12 protein-coding genes and 1 pseudogene are annotated in these 15438 nt (G+C 65.4%); 2 read left to right on the top strand and 11 right to left on the bottom strand.

Going from position 1 to position 15438, the window contains the following annotated elements; translation table 11 throughout:
• Window positions 1-420: 420 nt before the first annotated feature.
• Genes M1105_RS19975 through M1105_RS19960 form a run of 4 tightly spaced genes read right to left on the bottom strand, consistent with a single transcriptional unit; the run spans window position 421 to window position 4654 of the window.
• The gene (locus M1105_RS19975) at window positions 421-1662 is read right to left on the bottom strand and encodes a patatin-like phospholipase family protein (RefSeq protein WP_249582144.1); all 1242 of its coding nucleotides are present in this window, start codon (window positions 1660-1662) and stop codon (window positions 421-423) included.
• The gene (locus M1105_RS19970) at window positions 1580-2275 is read right to left on the bottom strand and encodes an ATP-binding cassette domain-containing protein (RefSeq protein WP_249582143.1); all 696 of its coding nucleotides are present in this window, start codon (window positions 2273-2275) and stop codon (window positions 1580-1582) included. The genes M1105_RS19975 and M1105_RS19970 overlap by 83 nt, the downstream gene beginning before the upstream one ends.
• 4 nt (window positions 2276-2279) lie before the next feature.
• Window positions 2280-3449, bottom strand: a complete 1170-nt coding sequence (locus M1105_RS19965; RefSeq protein ID WP_249582142.1) for an FtsX-like permease family protein — start codon at window positions 3447-3449, stop codon at window positions 2280-2282.
• Complete coding sequence (locus M1105_RS19960; RefSeq protein WP_249582141.1) at window positions 3446-4654, bottom strand: HlyD family efflux transporter periplasmic adaptor subunit; 1209 nt, start codon at window positions 4652-4654, stop codon at window positions 3446-3448. The genes M1105_RS19965 and M1105_RS19960 overlap by 4 nt, the downstream gene beginning before the upstream one ends.
• Before the next feature lie 116 nt (window positions 4655-4770).
• On the opposite strand from M1105_RS19960, the gene M1105_RS19955 reads away from it, so the two are divergent.
• A complete protein-coding gene (locus M1105_RS19955) occupies window positions 4771-5400 on the top strand; it encodes a TetR/AcrR family transcriptional regulator (protein WP_249582140.1) in 630 nt (209 codons plus the stop codon).
• Here the strand turns inward: M1105_RS19955 and M1105_RS20885 are convergent.
• The 7 genes and pseudogenes from M1105_RS20885 to M1105_RS19920 all read right to left on the bottom strand — a co-directional run bounded on the left by M1105_RS20885 (window position 5397) and on the right by M1105_RS19920 (window position 12956).
• A pseudogene (locus M1105_RS20885) lies at window positions 5397-5942 on the bottom strand (DUF6653 family protein). The gene M1105_RS19955 and the pseudogene M1105_RS20885 overlap by 4 nt on opposite strands.
• A gap of 645 nt (window positions 5943-6587) precedes the next feature.
• The gene (locus M1105_RS19945; protein ID WP_249582138.1) at window positions 6588-9110 is read right to left on the bottom strand and encodes an arylsulfatase; all 2523 of its coding nucleotides are present in this window, start codon (window positions 9108-9110) and stop codon (window positions 6588-6590) included.
• Window positions 9111-9308: 198 nt separating this feature from the next.
• Complete coding sequence (locus M1105_RS19940) at window positions 9309-9569, bottom strand: hypothetical protein (RefSeq protein ID WP_249582137.1); 261 nt, start codon at window positions 9567-9569, stop codon at window positions 9309-9311.
• On the bottom strand, window positions 9566-10405 hold the full coding sequence (locus M1105_RS19935; RefSeq protein WP_264759752.1) for a DUF2092 domain-containing protein: 840 nt from the start codon (window positions 10403-10405) through the stop codon (window positions 9566-9568). Before M1105_RS19935 ends, M1105_RS19940 begins: the two co-directional genes overlap by 4 nt.
• The gene (locus M1105_RS19930; protein ID WP_249582135.1) at window positions 10359-11081 is read right to left on the bottom strand and encodes a hypothetical protein; all 723 of its coding nucleotides are present in this window, start codon (window positions 11079-11081) and stop codon (window positions 10359-10361) included. The genes M1105_RS19935 and M1105_RS19930 overlap by 47 nt, the downstream gene beginning before the upstream one ends.
• A gap of 91 nt (window positions 11082-11172) precedes the next feature.
• Window positions 11173-11589, bottom strand: coding sequence for a hypothetical protein (locus tag M1105_RS19925; RefSeq protein ID WP_249582134.1), 417 nt, complete (start codon window positions 11587-11589; stop codon window positions 11173-11175).
• Between the two features lie 41 nt (window positions 11590-11630).
• Entirely contained in the window at window positions 11631-12956 is a 1326-nt protein-coding gene (locus M1105_RS19920; RefSeq protein ID WP_249582133.1) for a patatin-like phospholipase family protein, read from the bottom strand.
• A 587-nt stretch (window positions 12957-13543) separates the two neighbouring features.
• Here M1105_RS19920 and M1105_RS19915 point away from each other — a divergent pair.
• Entirely contained in the window at window positions 13544-15055 is a 1512-nt protein-coding gene (locus M1105_RS19915) for a DUF1254 domain-containing protein (protein ID WP_249582132.1), read from the top strand.
• The last annotated feature ends 383 nt before the right edge of the window (window positions 15056-15438 follow it).

Below are 15438 nucleotides of genomic sequence, written 5' to 3'. Positions count from 1 at the left end.
TCGACCCGCCCGTCACTGACCGACCACCCCGCCTCTCGCAGCAAGGCGGCGATCCGTCGGTAGCCGTAACGCCCGTATCCGTGCAGCGAACGACTGCTCCGAGCCCCTAGCAGCCATTCTCCGCTGCGGACTCGATGGCGGGACAGGTCCGGGAAGCCGATATTCGCTGCAAGAGCGCAAAGCCTCCGCGAATTACCGTGGAGCAGAGGCTCGAGCAAGGACGCGATCTAACCTGCCGTTTTCGCAAGCGCCCAAGGGCGCTTCTGCCCCAACCGTCAATGGGAATAAGCGGCAGCCAAATTCGGATGAACGGCCGGGACCGGGAGGAAGGCGCGAAGCTGCTCGCGATGTCGGCGATGTTAGCCATGATGGTTGTACGGTGATGTCGGCGCAACGCCACCCATGCCAAGCATCCCAGTTTCACTCAACCCAAAGCAGCCGCTCGGCGCCTCCGTCTTCGGCCATTCGCCAAGCCTCGCCGCGACGCGCCGCGTTGCGGCCATAGGCGAACAGGGCCTGCATGTAGGCCGAATCGAAGCGTTCGGTCAGTTCGCCCTTGAAATCCGGTCCGACGGCAGCTAGCCGAAGCGTCGCGCCATTGGCTCGGGCGAAAGCCAGCGCAGCGACGACCGATGCCCGCACGCTGGAGCGCACCATCGTCGAGAACGAGCGCTCCAGAACAGACAGGGCCGCGCTTTCAACCAGCTGATGCCTGGTGGTGAGACTGTTGTTGACCAAGAGGTATACGGACGCGTCGGGCGCCGCGCCGGTCAACAGCGCGCCCGAAGCGATCATGCGCTCGGGCATAATGAAGATCTGCATGATGGCCCCGCCATCGACATGCAACTCCTGCACCGCTGCGCCGCTGCTCGCGCCCTCGATCAGAACGGGCGGGAACACGCCCGGAATGCTCGCCGATGCCAGAATGACCTCGCGCATGAGCGTAAGGCGCTGCGGATCGCCGGACGTCGCGAGCGCGCCGAGATTCCAGGCCACCGGGCGATTGGCGTCAAGGTTGGTAGTCACGACGAACAGACGGCGGCCGCTGGCGTGCGCCTCGGCGATCTCGTCGAGAAGTGGCTTATCGACATAGTGCGCGATGAGTCGGGCGAGCGGCGCGGTGTCATAAAGGCCTTCGCCCAGCAGGCCGCGCAGGCCGCGGCTTCGCACGACGTCTTCGGGCCCATAGGCGGTGTAGATCTCACGCAGGGCGGCGTCGTGACGTGGTCCGAGATACGCGAACGGGGCGATGAAAGCGCCCGTTGAGACGCCGGTGACGAGATCGAACACGGGCCTGTCGCCCCGGTCGCTCCAGCCGTTCAGGACGCCGGCGCCGAATGCGCCGTCCTCGGCTCCGCCCGACAGCGCAAGTACATGCGGCGTTTGCTCGGACGCGGGACGCATGGCGGCGAGTTGGGCGGGCGTCGGACCTTTGTCCGCCCAGAACCGCACCGCATCCAGATCGATGGTCGGCGCGTCGGTCGCCGTCAGTGCCTGCGCCGTCAGCGGTGGCCGGATCTCAGCGCAGGCGGCCGCTGAGCTTGCTCCGAGCAGCGCCAACAGGGCGCGGCGCGTCGGGTCAGCTGCTTTCCTCCCGCCGAGTGATCTGGCCTTCCTCAAGCGTGATGATGGCGTCGGCGAGATCGAGAATCCGGCTGTCATGGGTCACCATCACGGTTGTCGTTCCGCGCTCCCGTCCGAGCGCCTTGAGCATTTCGACCACAGTGCGACCGCTCGCCTTGTCGAGTGCTGCGGTAGGCTCGTCGGCGAAAACGATTTCCGGGTTGCCGACCAGCGCGCGGGCCACGGCGACGCGCTGCTTCTGGCCGCCTGAGAGGTTGCCGGGCAAGTAATCGAGCCGCTCTCCTAGCCCGACGAGACCAAGGACATGGTCGGCGGCGCGCTGATAGCCGTCTTTGTCGCCGCGCCCATGCACCTCGAGGCCCATCAGGACGTTCTGCCGTGCCGTCAGGCTGTCGTGCAGGTTGTGCGCCTGGAAGATGAAGCCGAGTCTGCGCCGGAGGGCCACCTGCGCCGTGGCGCCCGCCCCGTTCAGCTCCTCGCCAAGGAGGCACACGGAGCCGTCCTGCACGTCGCGGAGGCGCCCCATCAGGGTCAGCACCGTCGTCTTGCCCGAGCCCGAGGGTCCCATCAGGATCGTCAGGCTGCCGCGGTCGACCTCTAGGGATACGTCGAAGATCGCCTGCTTGCGTGCCTCGCCGCTGCCGAACCAGTGGTTAAGCCCTGTGACGCGGATTGGGGGATCGGCCTGCATGGGTTCAGAACAACTCGGCCGGGTCGGCGGCGGCGAGGCGGCGGGTCGCTAGGATGCCGGCCAGGGCACAGGCGACCATCGTGCCGAGCAGCACCGCGACCGCGGTTGCCAGTGTCATTTCGAGCGGCAGGGCCGTCGCAGCATGCAGCGCAAGGTAGAGACCGCTTGCGATCAGGAAGCCGGGGACAAAGCCGAGTGAAGCGAGGATAAGCGCCTCCTCGAGGATGACTCCAATGAAGTAGCCACTCGGATAGCCCAGGGCCTTGAAGGTCGCGTATTCTCGCAGGTGGTCGGCCACGTCCGTCGAGAGGACCTGATAGACGATGACGAGGCCGACGAGGACGCCGATGATGACGCCGAAGTTGAAGATGATGCCGGTGGGCCGCTGCGTACCCTGATAGCGCTGGTCGGCGGCGATCGCGGCCGCCATCGTGCGCACGCGCAGATCGGGCCCGAGACGCGCCTTCAAGCGCGCTGCCACGACAGCCGGATCGGCGCCGGGGACGGTGCGGAGCAGGATGTGGTTGGGAGCGCCGGAACTGCGCCGCGCGAACAGGGCTAGAAAGGTCTGGTCCGAGAGCAGCAAGTAGCCGTCCGCGGTGAAGCCGACGCCCCCAGTAAACGCGCTTGTCACCGAGAGGGCGCGCCCCTCGGTCTCGAAGCGCAGTGGCGCCGCCTCCGACAAGTCCTGCACGACCTCGGGCTCCAGTCGGCGGGTGGTGCGGTCGATGGCGGCGCGGTCGGCGACAGCGAGCGTGGGCAGGATCGGCGCGAGGACGGGCCTCACGAACGCGGTCGCGACCGGATCGATGCCGAAGGTCTGGAGCGCGGTGTCGCCACTCTCGCGCGACCATGTCACGGTGCCAACGTAGAGCGCGACGCCGTCCGCGACCTCCGGATCGGCCAGCGCGCGCCAGAGAAGTGCGCGGGGCACGTTGCTGCCGTCCGTCATCGTGTTCCCATCACCAGCAGAGATCATGATGTCGGCGTCGAAGAGGGCGTAGCCCCGCACGATGGTGCCGTTCAGCGCGCCTGCGAGGCCGAGCTGCACAAGCACCAGCACATTGGCGAAGGCGACCCCCGCGATGGCTGCCGCGAGGCGCCCGCGGGAATGCGTCAGCTGGAGCCAGCCTACGGGCAGGCGGCCGAGAAGGCGCTGAAGAAGGCGCGTCATTCCGCGCTCCCCGTGTCGATCCGCGCCACGGCCTCGAGGTTCGACAGGCCAGCGGCGCTGGTCGAGCTTTCCGGGTCGAGCCTGACGAGCACCTCGACGACGCGGGCGTCGGTGTTCGCGGCCGTGTCGTCCGAGACGAGGTTCTGGCGACCGACAAGAAGACCTACGCGCTCGACCCGTCCGGTCAGCACCTCCGCCAGCGGCGGGGCGTCGAGGCGCACAGCCTGACCCTCGCGAACGCGCCCGATCTCGGTCTGGAACACCTCGACCTGAGCCATCATGCTGTCTGTCTGGCCGAGAGTCATCAGGCCGTCGAGGCCCGGGCGCTCGCCGGGGCGTGCCTCGATATCGAGCACGACGCCCGCAACGGGCGCGCGCACCTCGGACTTAGCAAGGTCGCGGATCGCGCGCTCGCGATCGATATTGGCCGCGTCGAGCGCGGCCTGCGCCACGACAACGTCGGGCTGCGTTTCGACCGAGCCCGTGTTCCAGCGGGCGAGGGTCGCCTCGGCCCGCGCCAGCGCCTGCGCCGCCTGCGCAGCGACTGCTTCGAGATCGTCGAGCGTCGCCGTCGTCGTCACACCGCGCGCGGCCAGAACCCGTGCCCGGTTCAGGCGGATGCGTGCGGCATCGTCTGCGGCCCGCGCCTCGGCCACGGAGGCCCGAGCCTCGAGAAGCCCGATGCGTACGGTTTCGCGCACCTGCGCGAGCGCAGCATCGCGTTGCGCCACGGCCGCCTCCGCAGCGAGCCGCGCGCTCTCCAGCGCCGCAGCGTTATCAAGCGTGGCGAGCAGGTCGCCCTCGGCGACGCGGTCGCCCTCCGACACGAGGATCGCCGCGATCCGCGCATCGCCGGCGCCGAATGGCGGCGAGACGCGGATCAGGTCACCCTGCGGCATCAGGCGGGCGAGGCCGAGGACGGTCTGGACCGGGAGGGCACTGGTTACGGCGGTACCCGTGTGTTCTCCTGCGGCGGAAGCGCCGGCCAAAAGACGGGCGATGTCCGCAGGCAGCGACGGCGCCCCGATCATGACGAAGACAGCTCCCGCGACGCAGGCCGCGCCGAACAGCAGCAGTGCCAACGGACGCCTGCGACGGGCAGGGCGGCGGCCGGCCTGTTCCGCCGGGCGACGGATCTCCAGTGGTAGCCCCGTCGCGATTCCTCGGTGCATATCCTCTGCCTTGAATGTCGGTGTCGGGATCATGACCAGCTCCAGCGGTTGTCGCAAAAATGGCCATTGAGTCACTTTTGTCAAGATAAAACTGTCCCCACGGTCATTTTTATATTAGGGTCGGCGCAACGACTGATGGAGAGGGATCCTTGACAACGACTGAACCTCGGCGCGGGCGCGGTCCGAGCCCGCAGAAGACGGCAGAAACCCAGGCACGGATCGTCGAGGCCGCGCGGGTGCGTTTCCTGTCCGACGGCTTCGAGCGGACCCGGATGCTCGATGTCGCGCGGGATGCAGGGCTCGCGAAGGGCACGCTCTATCTCTACTTCCCGACCAAGGAGGCGCTTTTCGAAGAGGTTGTGTCCCTGATGCTGGGCGGCGCCGTGCAGCGGCTAGAGCTCGAACCACCCGGTCCGGAGGAGACGACGTGGGACTTCGTCAGGCGCGCCCTCATGCCGCTCGCCACCGACGAGCAAGCCGAGCGCCGGCAGGCGCTATTTCGACTGATCCTAAGCGACGGGCAGCGCTTCCCAGAGGTGCTGGCCGCCTACCGCAAGGTTGCGCTCGACCCTGTTCTCTCGGCTGCGCGGCGGATCGGTGCGCGGGCGCGCGCGCGAGGCGAGATCGGCAGCGACGCACTGGAGCGTATGCCCATGCTGCTTATCGCTCCGGGCTTACTGGTGACGGTCTGGAACCACTTGTTCCCGAACGAGGCGCTAGACCCGCCCGATGTCTTCGAAAGCTACTTTGACCTGCTCTTCGACAAGGCAGGCGCTTAGCGGCGGTCGTGCCGTTCGCCCACCATGTCCTCGTCGAGTAAGGCCATCCGGTCGGTGTACCAGCGCTTGCCGCCGATGATCAGCACCGGCGCCATCACGATCGGCCATCGATCCAGTGCGACGAGGCCCCACACCACGAAGGGGACGCCGAGGAACGCCGCGAGGTTGAGGCCATGGCGAAGCCGCCGATGCCGTTGCGGCACGCGACACTCGGAGAGCCCGGACCAGAACCGCTCGCCGAACACACCCTTCGTGATCCAGGCGCCGTCATCGCGCGCTGGCCCGAAGGCGCGGGGATTGATCCAGATAAACAGGATGGCGAGTGCGACTGGGACAAGACACTACCAGCCAAGCCGGGCACGGTTCCAGATCGCGAGCATTAGGAGCGGCAGGCAGGTCGTAATGCGCACCCATCCGCTCCACGGGTTGGTATCGCCCACCCAGCCTTCGTCATCTAGGCCGAAGGCACGAGCTATACGGGATTCGGCCTTGGTGGGCGACTGCCGTCGGGCGTCAGCTCCCAGTGCCAGTAACGGAATCATCGCAAGCGACGTCGCCTCGAACCGCGAGAGCAGATTGAGACGTCCTACCACGGGCCGTCCGTGGCAGCCTGGCGATACCCCAGTGGGATGATAGCGGTCGCGTCGCGGACTCCTACCCACTCTAATGGACGACTGCATTCGCTGCGAGAGCCGACACAACTCTCTATCTTCGGAATGGCCACTTGGTCCGCATCTGAGACACCCTGCGGCGGCGCAACGAATGGCCGGTGCTGAACAGGCCATTCGGAGGTGCTGGGAACGGCCGCTTCTGGAGCGGCCCGCGGCAGTGCAGCAAAAATGACGCTCGTCGCGTCGGCCCCGCATTCGGTTTGGGGCGGATCGTGCCGCATCTGCTAACGGCGGCTTGGTCCGCGACTCGGTCATCCGAGGTAATCTCGTCGTCGCTGACGCGGTGAATGGCTGCTTTTCGCGCGGCGCCGCAGCATTCGTCTCAGGCTAGCTTCTGGCTCTCGATGCTGCGCGCGCGTGCAGTATTCGCCGACCTGGTCCGGAATGGGCTCTGAGCAGTCGTTCGCTGCACGGATAACGAAGGGCGGCTCAGCGGACGATCCCGTCGATGCAAAGATTCGTCATCGAGGTCGCTGTCCGACACGCATCCGGCCTCGGGCCTCCGGCCGAACTGGATTACTGTCGTCCTGCGGCCGCCTTGTTCATGTCGGCCTGCAGCTTCTTGATGTCCGCCTCGGACAGTTGCGGCCTATCGATCCGTATCGTGAGCTTGTCGAGCTTCGCCGTCAGCGCGAAGGGCGGTTTGTAGTCTGCGTCGTTCACACCCGTGAGCGTGTCGGACCCGACATCGAAGCTCTCGTCCCACTGCAGGATCACCGGCAGGGTGTGCTCCATTCTCTTGGTGTCGACCACCTTGCCGTCGACCTTCAGCGTGCCGGTGCCACCGCTGCCGAGCCCGCTCATGCTATTGTAGCGGAGCGTCCCGACACCGAGCCCGTCATACTTGAAGCCGAACTCGACCGTATGCTTGCCCGGCGCGAGGGCGTCCGGGCCTTGCCAGCGGATGCGCTCGAGATCCATCAGGTTCCAGAGGAACGTGGGCTTGCCGTCGAGAAGATAGAAGCCGTATCCGGAAAACCGCCCGCCCGAGGTGAGGATCATCCCTTGGGCCTCGCCCTCCGACACCTCGATCTCGGCAGTGATCGTGTAGGAGGTGTTGAGGAGAAGCGGCGAGTCGCCCTGGGGCAGCCCGGTCATGGGACGCGTGTAGACGAACTCGGACCGACCGGCCGTTATGTTCGGACGCTCGGCGATCACACGAGCCGCCACCGACGCGTCCATCGGAAAGACCTGGTACTTCGCGGCCTCCCGGATGAACAGATCCCTCAACTGCTGGACCTTCTCAGGGTGCTTGTCGGCCAGGTTCGCCGTCTGGCTGAAGTCCGAATTGAGATCGTAGAGCTCGAGGACCTGGTTGTTCAGCGGATCGGGATTGGCGGCGCCGTAGGCCTCCCAGGGTGCACGATTAACCTTGGTGCTGAGGAACCAGCCCTCGTGGTAGAGCGCCCACTGCCCCATCATCTCGAAGTACTGGGTGTTGTGGCGAGTTGGCGCGTCGGCATTCGCGGCATCGAAGGTGTAGGCGAAGCTGGTCCCTTCGATCGGCGCCTGCGGGATGCCGTCCACCGTCTGCGGCGGCGTGATGCCGCTGACTTCGAGGATCGTGGGCAGAACGTCGATCACATGCGTGAACTGGCGACGGATGCCGCCCTTGTCCTTGATCCCCCTGGGCCACGAGACGACCATGTTCTGGTTGATCCCGCCGAGTTGCGAGGCGTTCTGCTTGAACCACGAGAAGGGCGTGTCGAAGGCCCAGGACCAGCCCGCCGACATGTGGTTGTAGGTCTCCTCGGTCCCCCAGACGTCGTACCATTTCATCTGGGTCTCGACCGGCATCATGTTGACGCCGTTGAAGAAGGCGACCTCGTTCGGCGTGCCCAGCGGGCCGCCCTCGGCGCTGGTGCCGTTGTCGCCGTTTATGTAGATGATGAGCGTGTTCTCTTGCTCGCCGATGTCCTCGACAGCCTGGATCACGCGACCGATCTCGTGGTCGTTGTAGGCTGCATATGCGGCGAAGACCTCGACCTGCCGAATGAACAGTTTCTTCTCGTCGTCCGTCAGCTGGTCCCACTCCTTGAGCACGTCCTTCGGCCACTCCGACAGGTTCGCGTCCGCCGGAATCACGCCGAGCCTCTTCTGGTTGCCGAAGATCGTCTCGCGCAGCTTGTTCCAGCCGTCGTCGAAGAGATGCATGTCCCGGATCTTGTCGACCCATTCCCTGGTCGGATGATGCGGCGCATGCGTGGCGCCGGGCGCATACTTGATGAAGAACGGCTTACCCGGATTGGTCTGGTGCATCCGCGTCATCCAGTCGATGGCGTCGTCGGCCATCGCGGTGACGAGGTTCCACGTGCCCGGCTCGGCTCCCTTGAACGGATAGATCTGGGTCGTGTTGCGAAAGAGGTTCGGCTGCCACTGGTTCGCGTCGCCCCCAACGAAGCCGTAGAAGTATTCGAAGCCAAGCCCGCTCGGCCACTGGTCGAACGGCCCGGACTGGCTCGCCTCGAAGGCCGGCGTGTTGTGGTCCTTGCCGAACCAGGCCGTGTTGTAGCCGTTGTCGAGGAGGATTCGGCCGACCGTCGCCTTGTCCTTCTGGATGATGCTGTCATAGCCGGGGAAACCGGTCGCCTGCTCGGAAATGACGCCGAAGCCTGCGGAATGGTGATTCCGACCGGTGATGAGGGCTGCCCGTGTCGGCGAGCAGAGAGCCGTCGAGAACATGCGGGTGTAGCGCAGGCCCTCCTCGGCGAGGCTGTCCATCGCAGGCGTCGGGATGACACCGCCGAACGTGCTGGGCACTGCGAAGCCGGCGTCGTCGGTGATAATGAGCAGCACGTTCGGTGCGTCCTCCGGCGGGACCACGCGAGGCGGCCACCACGGCGTCGAGCCCAGCGCGTCGTTCCCGATGACCCCGCCGAACTCCGGAACGGGCGGGGGAAGCTGCTTCCCGTCGAGCGTGATCGTGGCGTTCGGCGCTCCGGGGGCTGCGGCGGTCGGCTGGGCCAGCGCCGGGGCACCTGCGGACACGAGAAGCGCCAGCGCGCCTGATAGAAGGCGGATCAGAAAATGTCTTGTCATGTCAATTCTCCATGTTCAGGCGCCTTTCCGGCATCAGGATCTTCGGGAACTTCCTGATGGTTCCGGGTGCGGACGCTGATGTCGGTCAAGATGCTCCCCCGTCCGCTCGCGACGGACGCGGGAAGGTGGACAGGACGTCGGACGATCGTTGCCGCATGCCGACGAGCGGGGGCGAACGGCCGATCTTTCCGAGGCACGTCATCGCCAGCCGACCCTGTTGACCGGCCCGCCGAGGTTTGGGCCGACGCCGACTCCCGGCCGCACGGCCCGCACGGTGGTCCGCCTCGCTACGCCGGCATAGCTCATCGGCGTGAGCGGTCGGCCGATCAGCGCCTCGGCGGTGGCGATGAAGCCGCTCTCCCGCGACGTCGGCACGTCGCCGTTCCAGAACAGCGCGGCCGCGCCGAGTGCAACAGCCAAGGCGCATCGTGCGGCCTTTCGCATCGAAAGCGATGTCATCGATTGCCCTCCGGTTCGCTCTCTGGGGGTAGCTCATCAAGCAGGAGAAGCTGCTCGTCCTCGAGCTCCTTCGCGTCGGCGGGCGGCGAGAAGGAGAAGCGGTCCGCCGTAACAGCCGCGCCCGATTCCCAGCCTGTCACCCGCACCGTGTACTGCGGCGCACCGCCCACCGTCTTGCTGGTAATCACCATCTTGCAGGGGATTGGCCGGTCGCCAATCTCGACCCAGAGCTGCCAGTCGGTCTCGAGATTTCGGAAGGCGAGGTGCTCGCAATCCCGCCCGGCGACGACGCCATGACCGACATGCTTCGCCTCGATCACGTCCGCGCTCAGCACGTCATAGACGTTCGACATCAGCAGGTCTGCCCCGGGCATCGAAACCCCGTGGCCGAGGCGGAGCGAGGTCAAGAGCGCGTCGATCGTGCCGGGCGCCTCGAACTTCGTGTAGGCCCCAAGGCTGATGCCATGGACGAAGACGGTCTCGCCGTCGAAGACCAACTCGACTTCGGAATAGCCGCCTTTGCGCTTCACCCTCAGCTTGTCGGGGCGCATCATCAGCGCCTCACCGGAATTGGTGAACTGGATCTTCTCCATCTGCGGCGTGATGACTTCGATGTCGCTGTCGAAGGAAAAGGCGAGCGTCTCCTGCGATCCGAGATAGTCGGACATGCGCTTCAGGATCGCCAGCGCATCGTCACTCGTCGCCGAGGCGGTCGCCGGAGAGGCGAGGGCGAGGGACAGCGCCCCGCAAAGCGCCGCCGCGCGGAGCCTCCGCGAGAGGGCGCGCCGCTCAGAAATTGACCATGACCCCAAGCGCCGGGCCGTAGAACTCGACATCGAACTTCCTCCCGTTATCCGAGTAGTCAATCGAGATGTAACGAAACCCCATTCGACCGCTGAGACGGTCGGAAAAGGCATAGTCCAGGCCGGTAAAGACCTCCCAGCTCAAGTCCGATCCCACGCCGAAACCCCCAATGTCGGCGAGCGCGTTGACGGAAAGCCTTTTGGTCAGTGGCAGATTCCCGCGAAGGCCGATGATCGGATCGACCCAGGTCGCTCCGCCGCTGCTCTGTTGAACGAGGCCGGCAGCTCCTCCGCCGAGGATCGTCACATCGGTGGACATGTCGACGAACCGCGCTCCGGCCATCGCGTCGAGAAAGGCGCCATCCCGGTCGATCACGCGATAGGTCAGGGCGCCGGTCACCAGTGTCTGCTTCAGGCTCATCTTCAAGTTGGAGCCGAAGAAATCTGGCGAGGTCGCGTCGTCGCTGAATTTGCCGTAGATGAAATCGAGGATCGCGCCGAAGCGGCCATACTGGACGTCTGCGGTCGCCATGATCGTGAAGTCGAGGGCGTCGACGACGTCGCCGCCTGAAAGGGAGGCCGAGACGCCGCCCTGTCCGGTGGTGACGTCCGCGTCGATCCAGGGCAGCCAGCCATAAAGCGTCGCGCTGCCATGGAATTCTTCGGCCGCCGCGGCGCCCGGCGCGACGAGGACGGCCGCGGCGAGCATGGCGGCCGTGACGCCCGTGCGGGCGGCGCCGCGCGCAGGAACCTCCGGCTTCCCGGATCGACCTGGGGCCGCCGGTCGATCCGACGTCCGGTCAGTCGACGTAGACGACAACATAGCGATCCCCCGCCGGTTGATAGTAGGTCGGGCCGCAGCGATAGAGCGCGGTACCCTCGATGACGACATTCACGCAGCCCGATGGCAGTGTGGCGGCGTAGATCGTCGAACGGCGGATCATCCGCCGGGTCGTACGGCGCGCGACACCTGCATAACTGAGCGGGGTCAGCGGTCGACCGATGCGGGCCTCCGCGCTGGCTATGAACCGGATCTCGCTTTCCGGGGCATTGCCGTCGACGTGGATGTCGACGGAGAGCCAAGCGGCGAAGGCCACGACGGCGGCCACACCGAGGCGCAGGCAACGTCTGCCCCCCGGCGCCCACCCGCCGACGCCGGCCGAGGCCGCGCCCGCCGCGCCACCGCGGCCAGCACACCGTTTCCGCGAGGCGATCATCTCTCGTCCACCTATGCTTTGCCTGTCACGAGCACGTCTTGTCAGCCCGCAGGCTCTTCTGGCAGCCCTGTCGCGAAGAAGGGCGGAACCTGGCGCCAGAGATCGCCGCCGCGGAAGTAGTTCCCGCCGAACTCGTAGAGGCAGCGCATGAAGGCCTTGTCGAAGTCTTCCTCCGGATCGGGGCAAGGCACCTCGGGAGGAATCCAGGTCGCGTTGAACTTGATCTCGTCGCGCTCGGCGATGGCGTAGAGGCGGTACAGATCGCCTATGGCGCTGCCGCGAATCAGCGAACTCACCGCCGTGCCGCCGATACTGGTGATCCGCGGCTTCACGACCTCATGCGGTGGCTCCAGGTCGTTGTTGACGATCACCCAGAGCCGCCGGTCGATGTTGCGCCCGAGAATGTGCCGCGTCGCCGCAGCGATGGGGATTTCGGGCGAGATGAAGGTCACCTGCGACGCCGCGCCGCCGTCGACGTGCATCTCGTCGTAGACCTTTCCGTCCTTCGCCTCGACCTCCACGAAGATCGGAGGGAATGCGACGGGGATCGCAGCCGAGGCGCGGATCAGTTCGCGCACGAGCTGGAGCACGCCCGGCTCGCCCGACGAGGCGATCGCGCCGATATCCCAGAGGACCGGCCGGCCGGCATCGAGGTTCGTCGTGCCGATGAAGAGCTTGCGGCCCTTGGCATGCTCGGCCGCGATGCGCTCAAGCAACTCCGGCGTAATGTACTTGGCGATCACCTGGGCGAGCGGTGTCGTGTCCGCGAGCGCGGTGCCCGAAATTAGGCCTGACAGCAATGTCGAGCGCTCGAGTTGATCCGTGCTGTACTCCGAGTAGATTTCGCGGAGCGTCGCGTCCTCGCCGCTCCCGAGGAAGGCGAAAGGCGCGATGATCGCCCCCGTGCTGATGCCCGAGACGCCCTGGAAGACGGGCCGTGTTCCGCTCTCGGACCAGGCGTTGAGAATGCCGGCTCCGAAGGCGCCCCATTGTCCGCCGCCCGAAAGGGCAAGAAACTCGACCTTCGGGGTCTTGCCGGCCGCGATCTGTGGCCCGAACTGCGCCTTGAGCGCCGGGGCCTGGCTGGCGATGAAGGCGCGCACCTCGTCGTCCGTAAGAGCATCGCCCCAGATTCTCAGGCCCGCCCGGCCGAAGGGCTGGACATCTTCGACGATCGCCTCGGGCACCGGATTACGCGTGAGCGCGGGAGAACATCCCGAAGCGAGCGTTAACAGAACGAGAGCGATCATCGCCAGACCCGGCTGGCGGCTGTTTGACTCGCGCCTGAGCCCATTCAACTCGTGCGCTCGGGCGGTAGTTCGGGACAGGCTGCGCCGCGTCAGATGCGGTGAGCGCGAGGTGTTCATCACGGCATCCTAGTTCATGTCGGGTTCGACAACTCCCGAAAGAATCGAACGTCCGACGGCGATTCGCGCTGACATGGATCAATGACGCCTTTTGGCGTCTGTGTAAGAGATTTTGGCCTGTAGATTGGAGCGACGCCGCAGCACGTGTTCCCTTTGGATGGGAGAGCCGTGATTTGCAGCTGCGTGGCCCGCGACCGCGTCGAGCCCGGGACCAACACTGGGCGCAATGCCGCACGGCTCTTCTACGACGCGCGCCGCGCATTGGCTGCGGCGTAAACCGCACAGTCTCTTGCCCGGCGTCGATGCCGAGGTCGACCACGAGATCCCGGGCGTGCACACCAAGTGCGTGAAGTGCGCGCACATCATCATGGCGAGGTGGATAAGCTACGAGCCCTGCAGGGAGTGGCGGATGAGGCCCGGCTTGAGCAATCGGGCGGATCGTGGAATCTCGACGCCCGCTCAAGGCAGCTTCCTCAGATCGGCCGCCGACCGCATTCACCATTGAGCGACATCAAGGCAATCAAGTGAAAAACTGCAACAATGCTCCCGCTGATGAGGGTTGGCGGCAAGCAGGGGGAGAATATTCCATGAACGATTTCGGCACCCGATTGGTGGCGATCGGGCTTTTTGCGCTCTTCGGGACGACGGCGCTGGGTCAGACATCGCCAACCTATTCCGCGGGCGTTCCAGCGAAGATCTTAACGCCGGATCGCGTGGAAACGAGAATCGGCACGCTGGCCTTCAAGAACGGGGCCCCCGACGAAGCGACAGTGCAGAAGGTTTACGATCACCTCGACTTTATGCGGGGGGTTCAGGCGTTCCTCACCGGGATTTCGGCCACTTCGGTCCGCGCCGCGTGCAACGGGTTGGAGAGCATTGGCGTCAAGCCCAACCTCGCCGTGGGCCTTACCGAGGACCTCATGGATGCGCGGTCGCTTTTCCTGACGCCGAACACGACGACCGTCTATGGCTTTGCCTGCCTCGATCTCACCGAAGGGCCGATGGTGCTTCAGGTGCCCACCGGCGTGCTGGGTCCGGTGGACGACGCCAACTTCCGCTGGGTCACCGACGTGGGCCTCACCGGGCCCGACGCGGGCAAAGGCGGAAAGTACCTGTTCGTGCCGCCGGGCTTTTCGGGCAGCTACCCGACCGACGGGTATTTCGTTCAGAAGCCACGTACGAATACGCTCTTGTTCTTCTTTCGAGCGTTCGTGAAGGACGGCAACATCGCCGGTGCGGTCCAGCATGTGAAAGAGGGAACGAACCTTTATCCCCTTCACGCTGCGGCGGAACCGCCAAAGGTCGGCTTCGTCAACACCTCCGGCGTCCAGTTCAACACGATCAGCGCGAACGACGTTACCTACTACGATGAGTTGAACCAGGCCGTGCAAAAAGAGCCCGCCGATTGGGTAGATCCTGATACCGTGGGCCTCTTCGCTTCAGTCGGTATCCGGAAGGGCCAACCCTTCCTGCCCGACGAGCGAATGAAGGCGATCCTTGCCGATGCGGTGGCCGTGGGGAATGCGACCGCGCGGACCATGCTCTTCGAGCCTCGCAATCCCGACGCCTACTTCTATCCGGACCGCAAGTGGTTCACCGCGTTCATCGGAGGCAGCTACCAGTTCCTCGATGGAGCCGAGCGGCTCCTCGATGCCCGGACCATGTTCTTCTACTACGCGACAGGTATCACCCCGGCGATGGCGGAGGCGAAGGTTGGCGCAGGTTCAGCCTACGCAGCCGCAGTTCGGGACGCGAACGGGGAGGTCCTCGACGGCGGCAAGACCTACACGGTCACGCTCCCCGGCCCAGTGCCTGCGAAGGCGTTCTGGTCCTTCGTTGTATATGACAATCAGACGCGTTCGATACTTGAAACCCAGCAGAAGCTGGCGGGACTCGACAGCAACGACAAGTCCTTGAAGATCGAGTCTGACGGCTCCGTCACCGTCTGGTTCGGTCCGGTCGCTCCCAAAGGCCACGAGTCCAACTGGGTGCAGACAATGCCCGGCAAGGGTTTCAACGTCCTGTTGCGGCTCTACGGCCCTCTTGAACCCTGGTTCGACAAGAGCTGGAAGCCGAGCGACTTTGAACCTGTTAAGTAACAAGTGTTTGGGGCGCCGCCTCCGGGTGGCACTCTCCTCACACTGTCGACGCTCGAGCAGATAAGGCTGCAATACGGCCAACACGGACCGTGGAAGTGACGGGTTGATGCAGAGTCTCGACTTCGAGGCGACTCGGCCGCGGTCGCGGTCTTCTTCAGTTTAGCGCTGTCAGAAACTTGCGGCGTAAGCCAGTCGGGGCGGGTTCGTAGCGTCGCGGGATGAGCAAATCGAACCCGTTCAAGGGCTTCCACAGCAGCCCTGAGATCATCCGCCTGGCCGTGATGATGATGGGGTGGACGCCCCCCAGCGGCATCGATGTGCCAGGGTAGGTGTCGTTGAGGGCACTGTCAGATTAAGCGGCGGGGGCCATCTTTCCCCTCCCT

Source organism: Thermohalobaculum sediminis (genome assembly GCF_023487995.1).
Classification (GTDB): Bacteria; Pseudomonadota; Alphaproteobacteria; order Rhodobacterales; family Rhodobacteraceae; genus Thermohalobaculum; species Thermohalobaculum sediminis.
The sequence above is the reverse complement of the archived record's forward strand: the minus strand, read 5'-3'. Positions and strand labels throughout refer to the sequence as shown.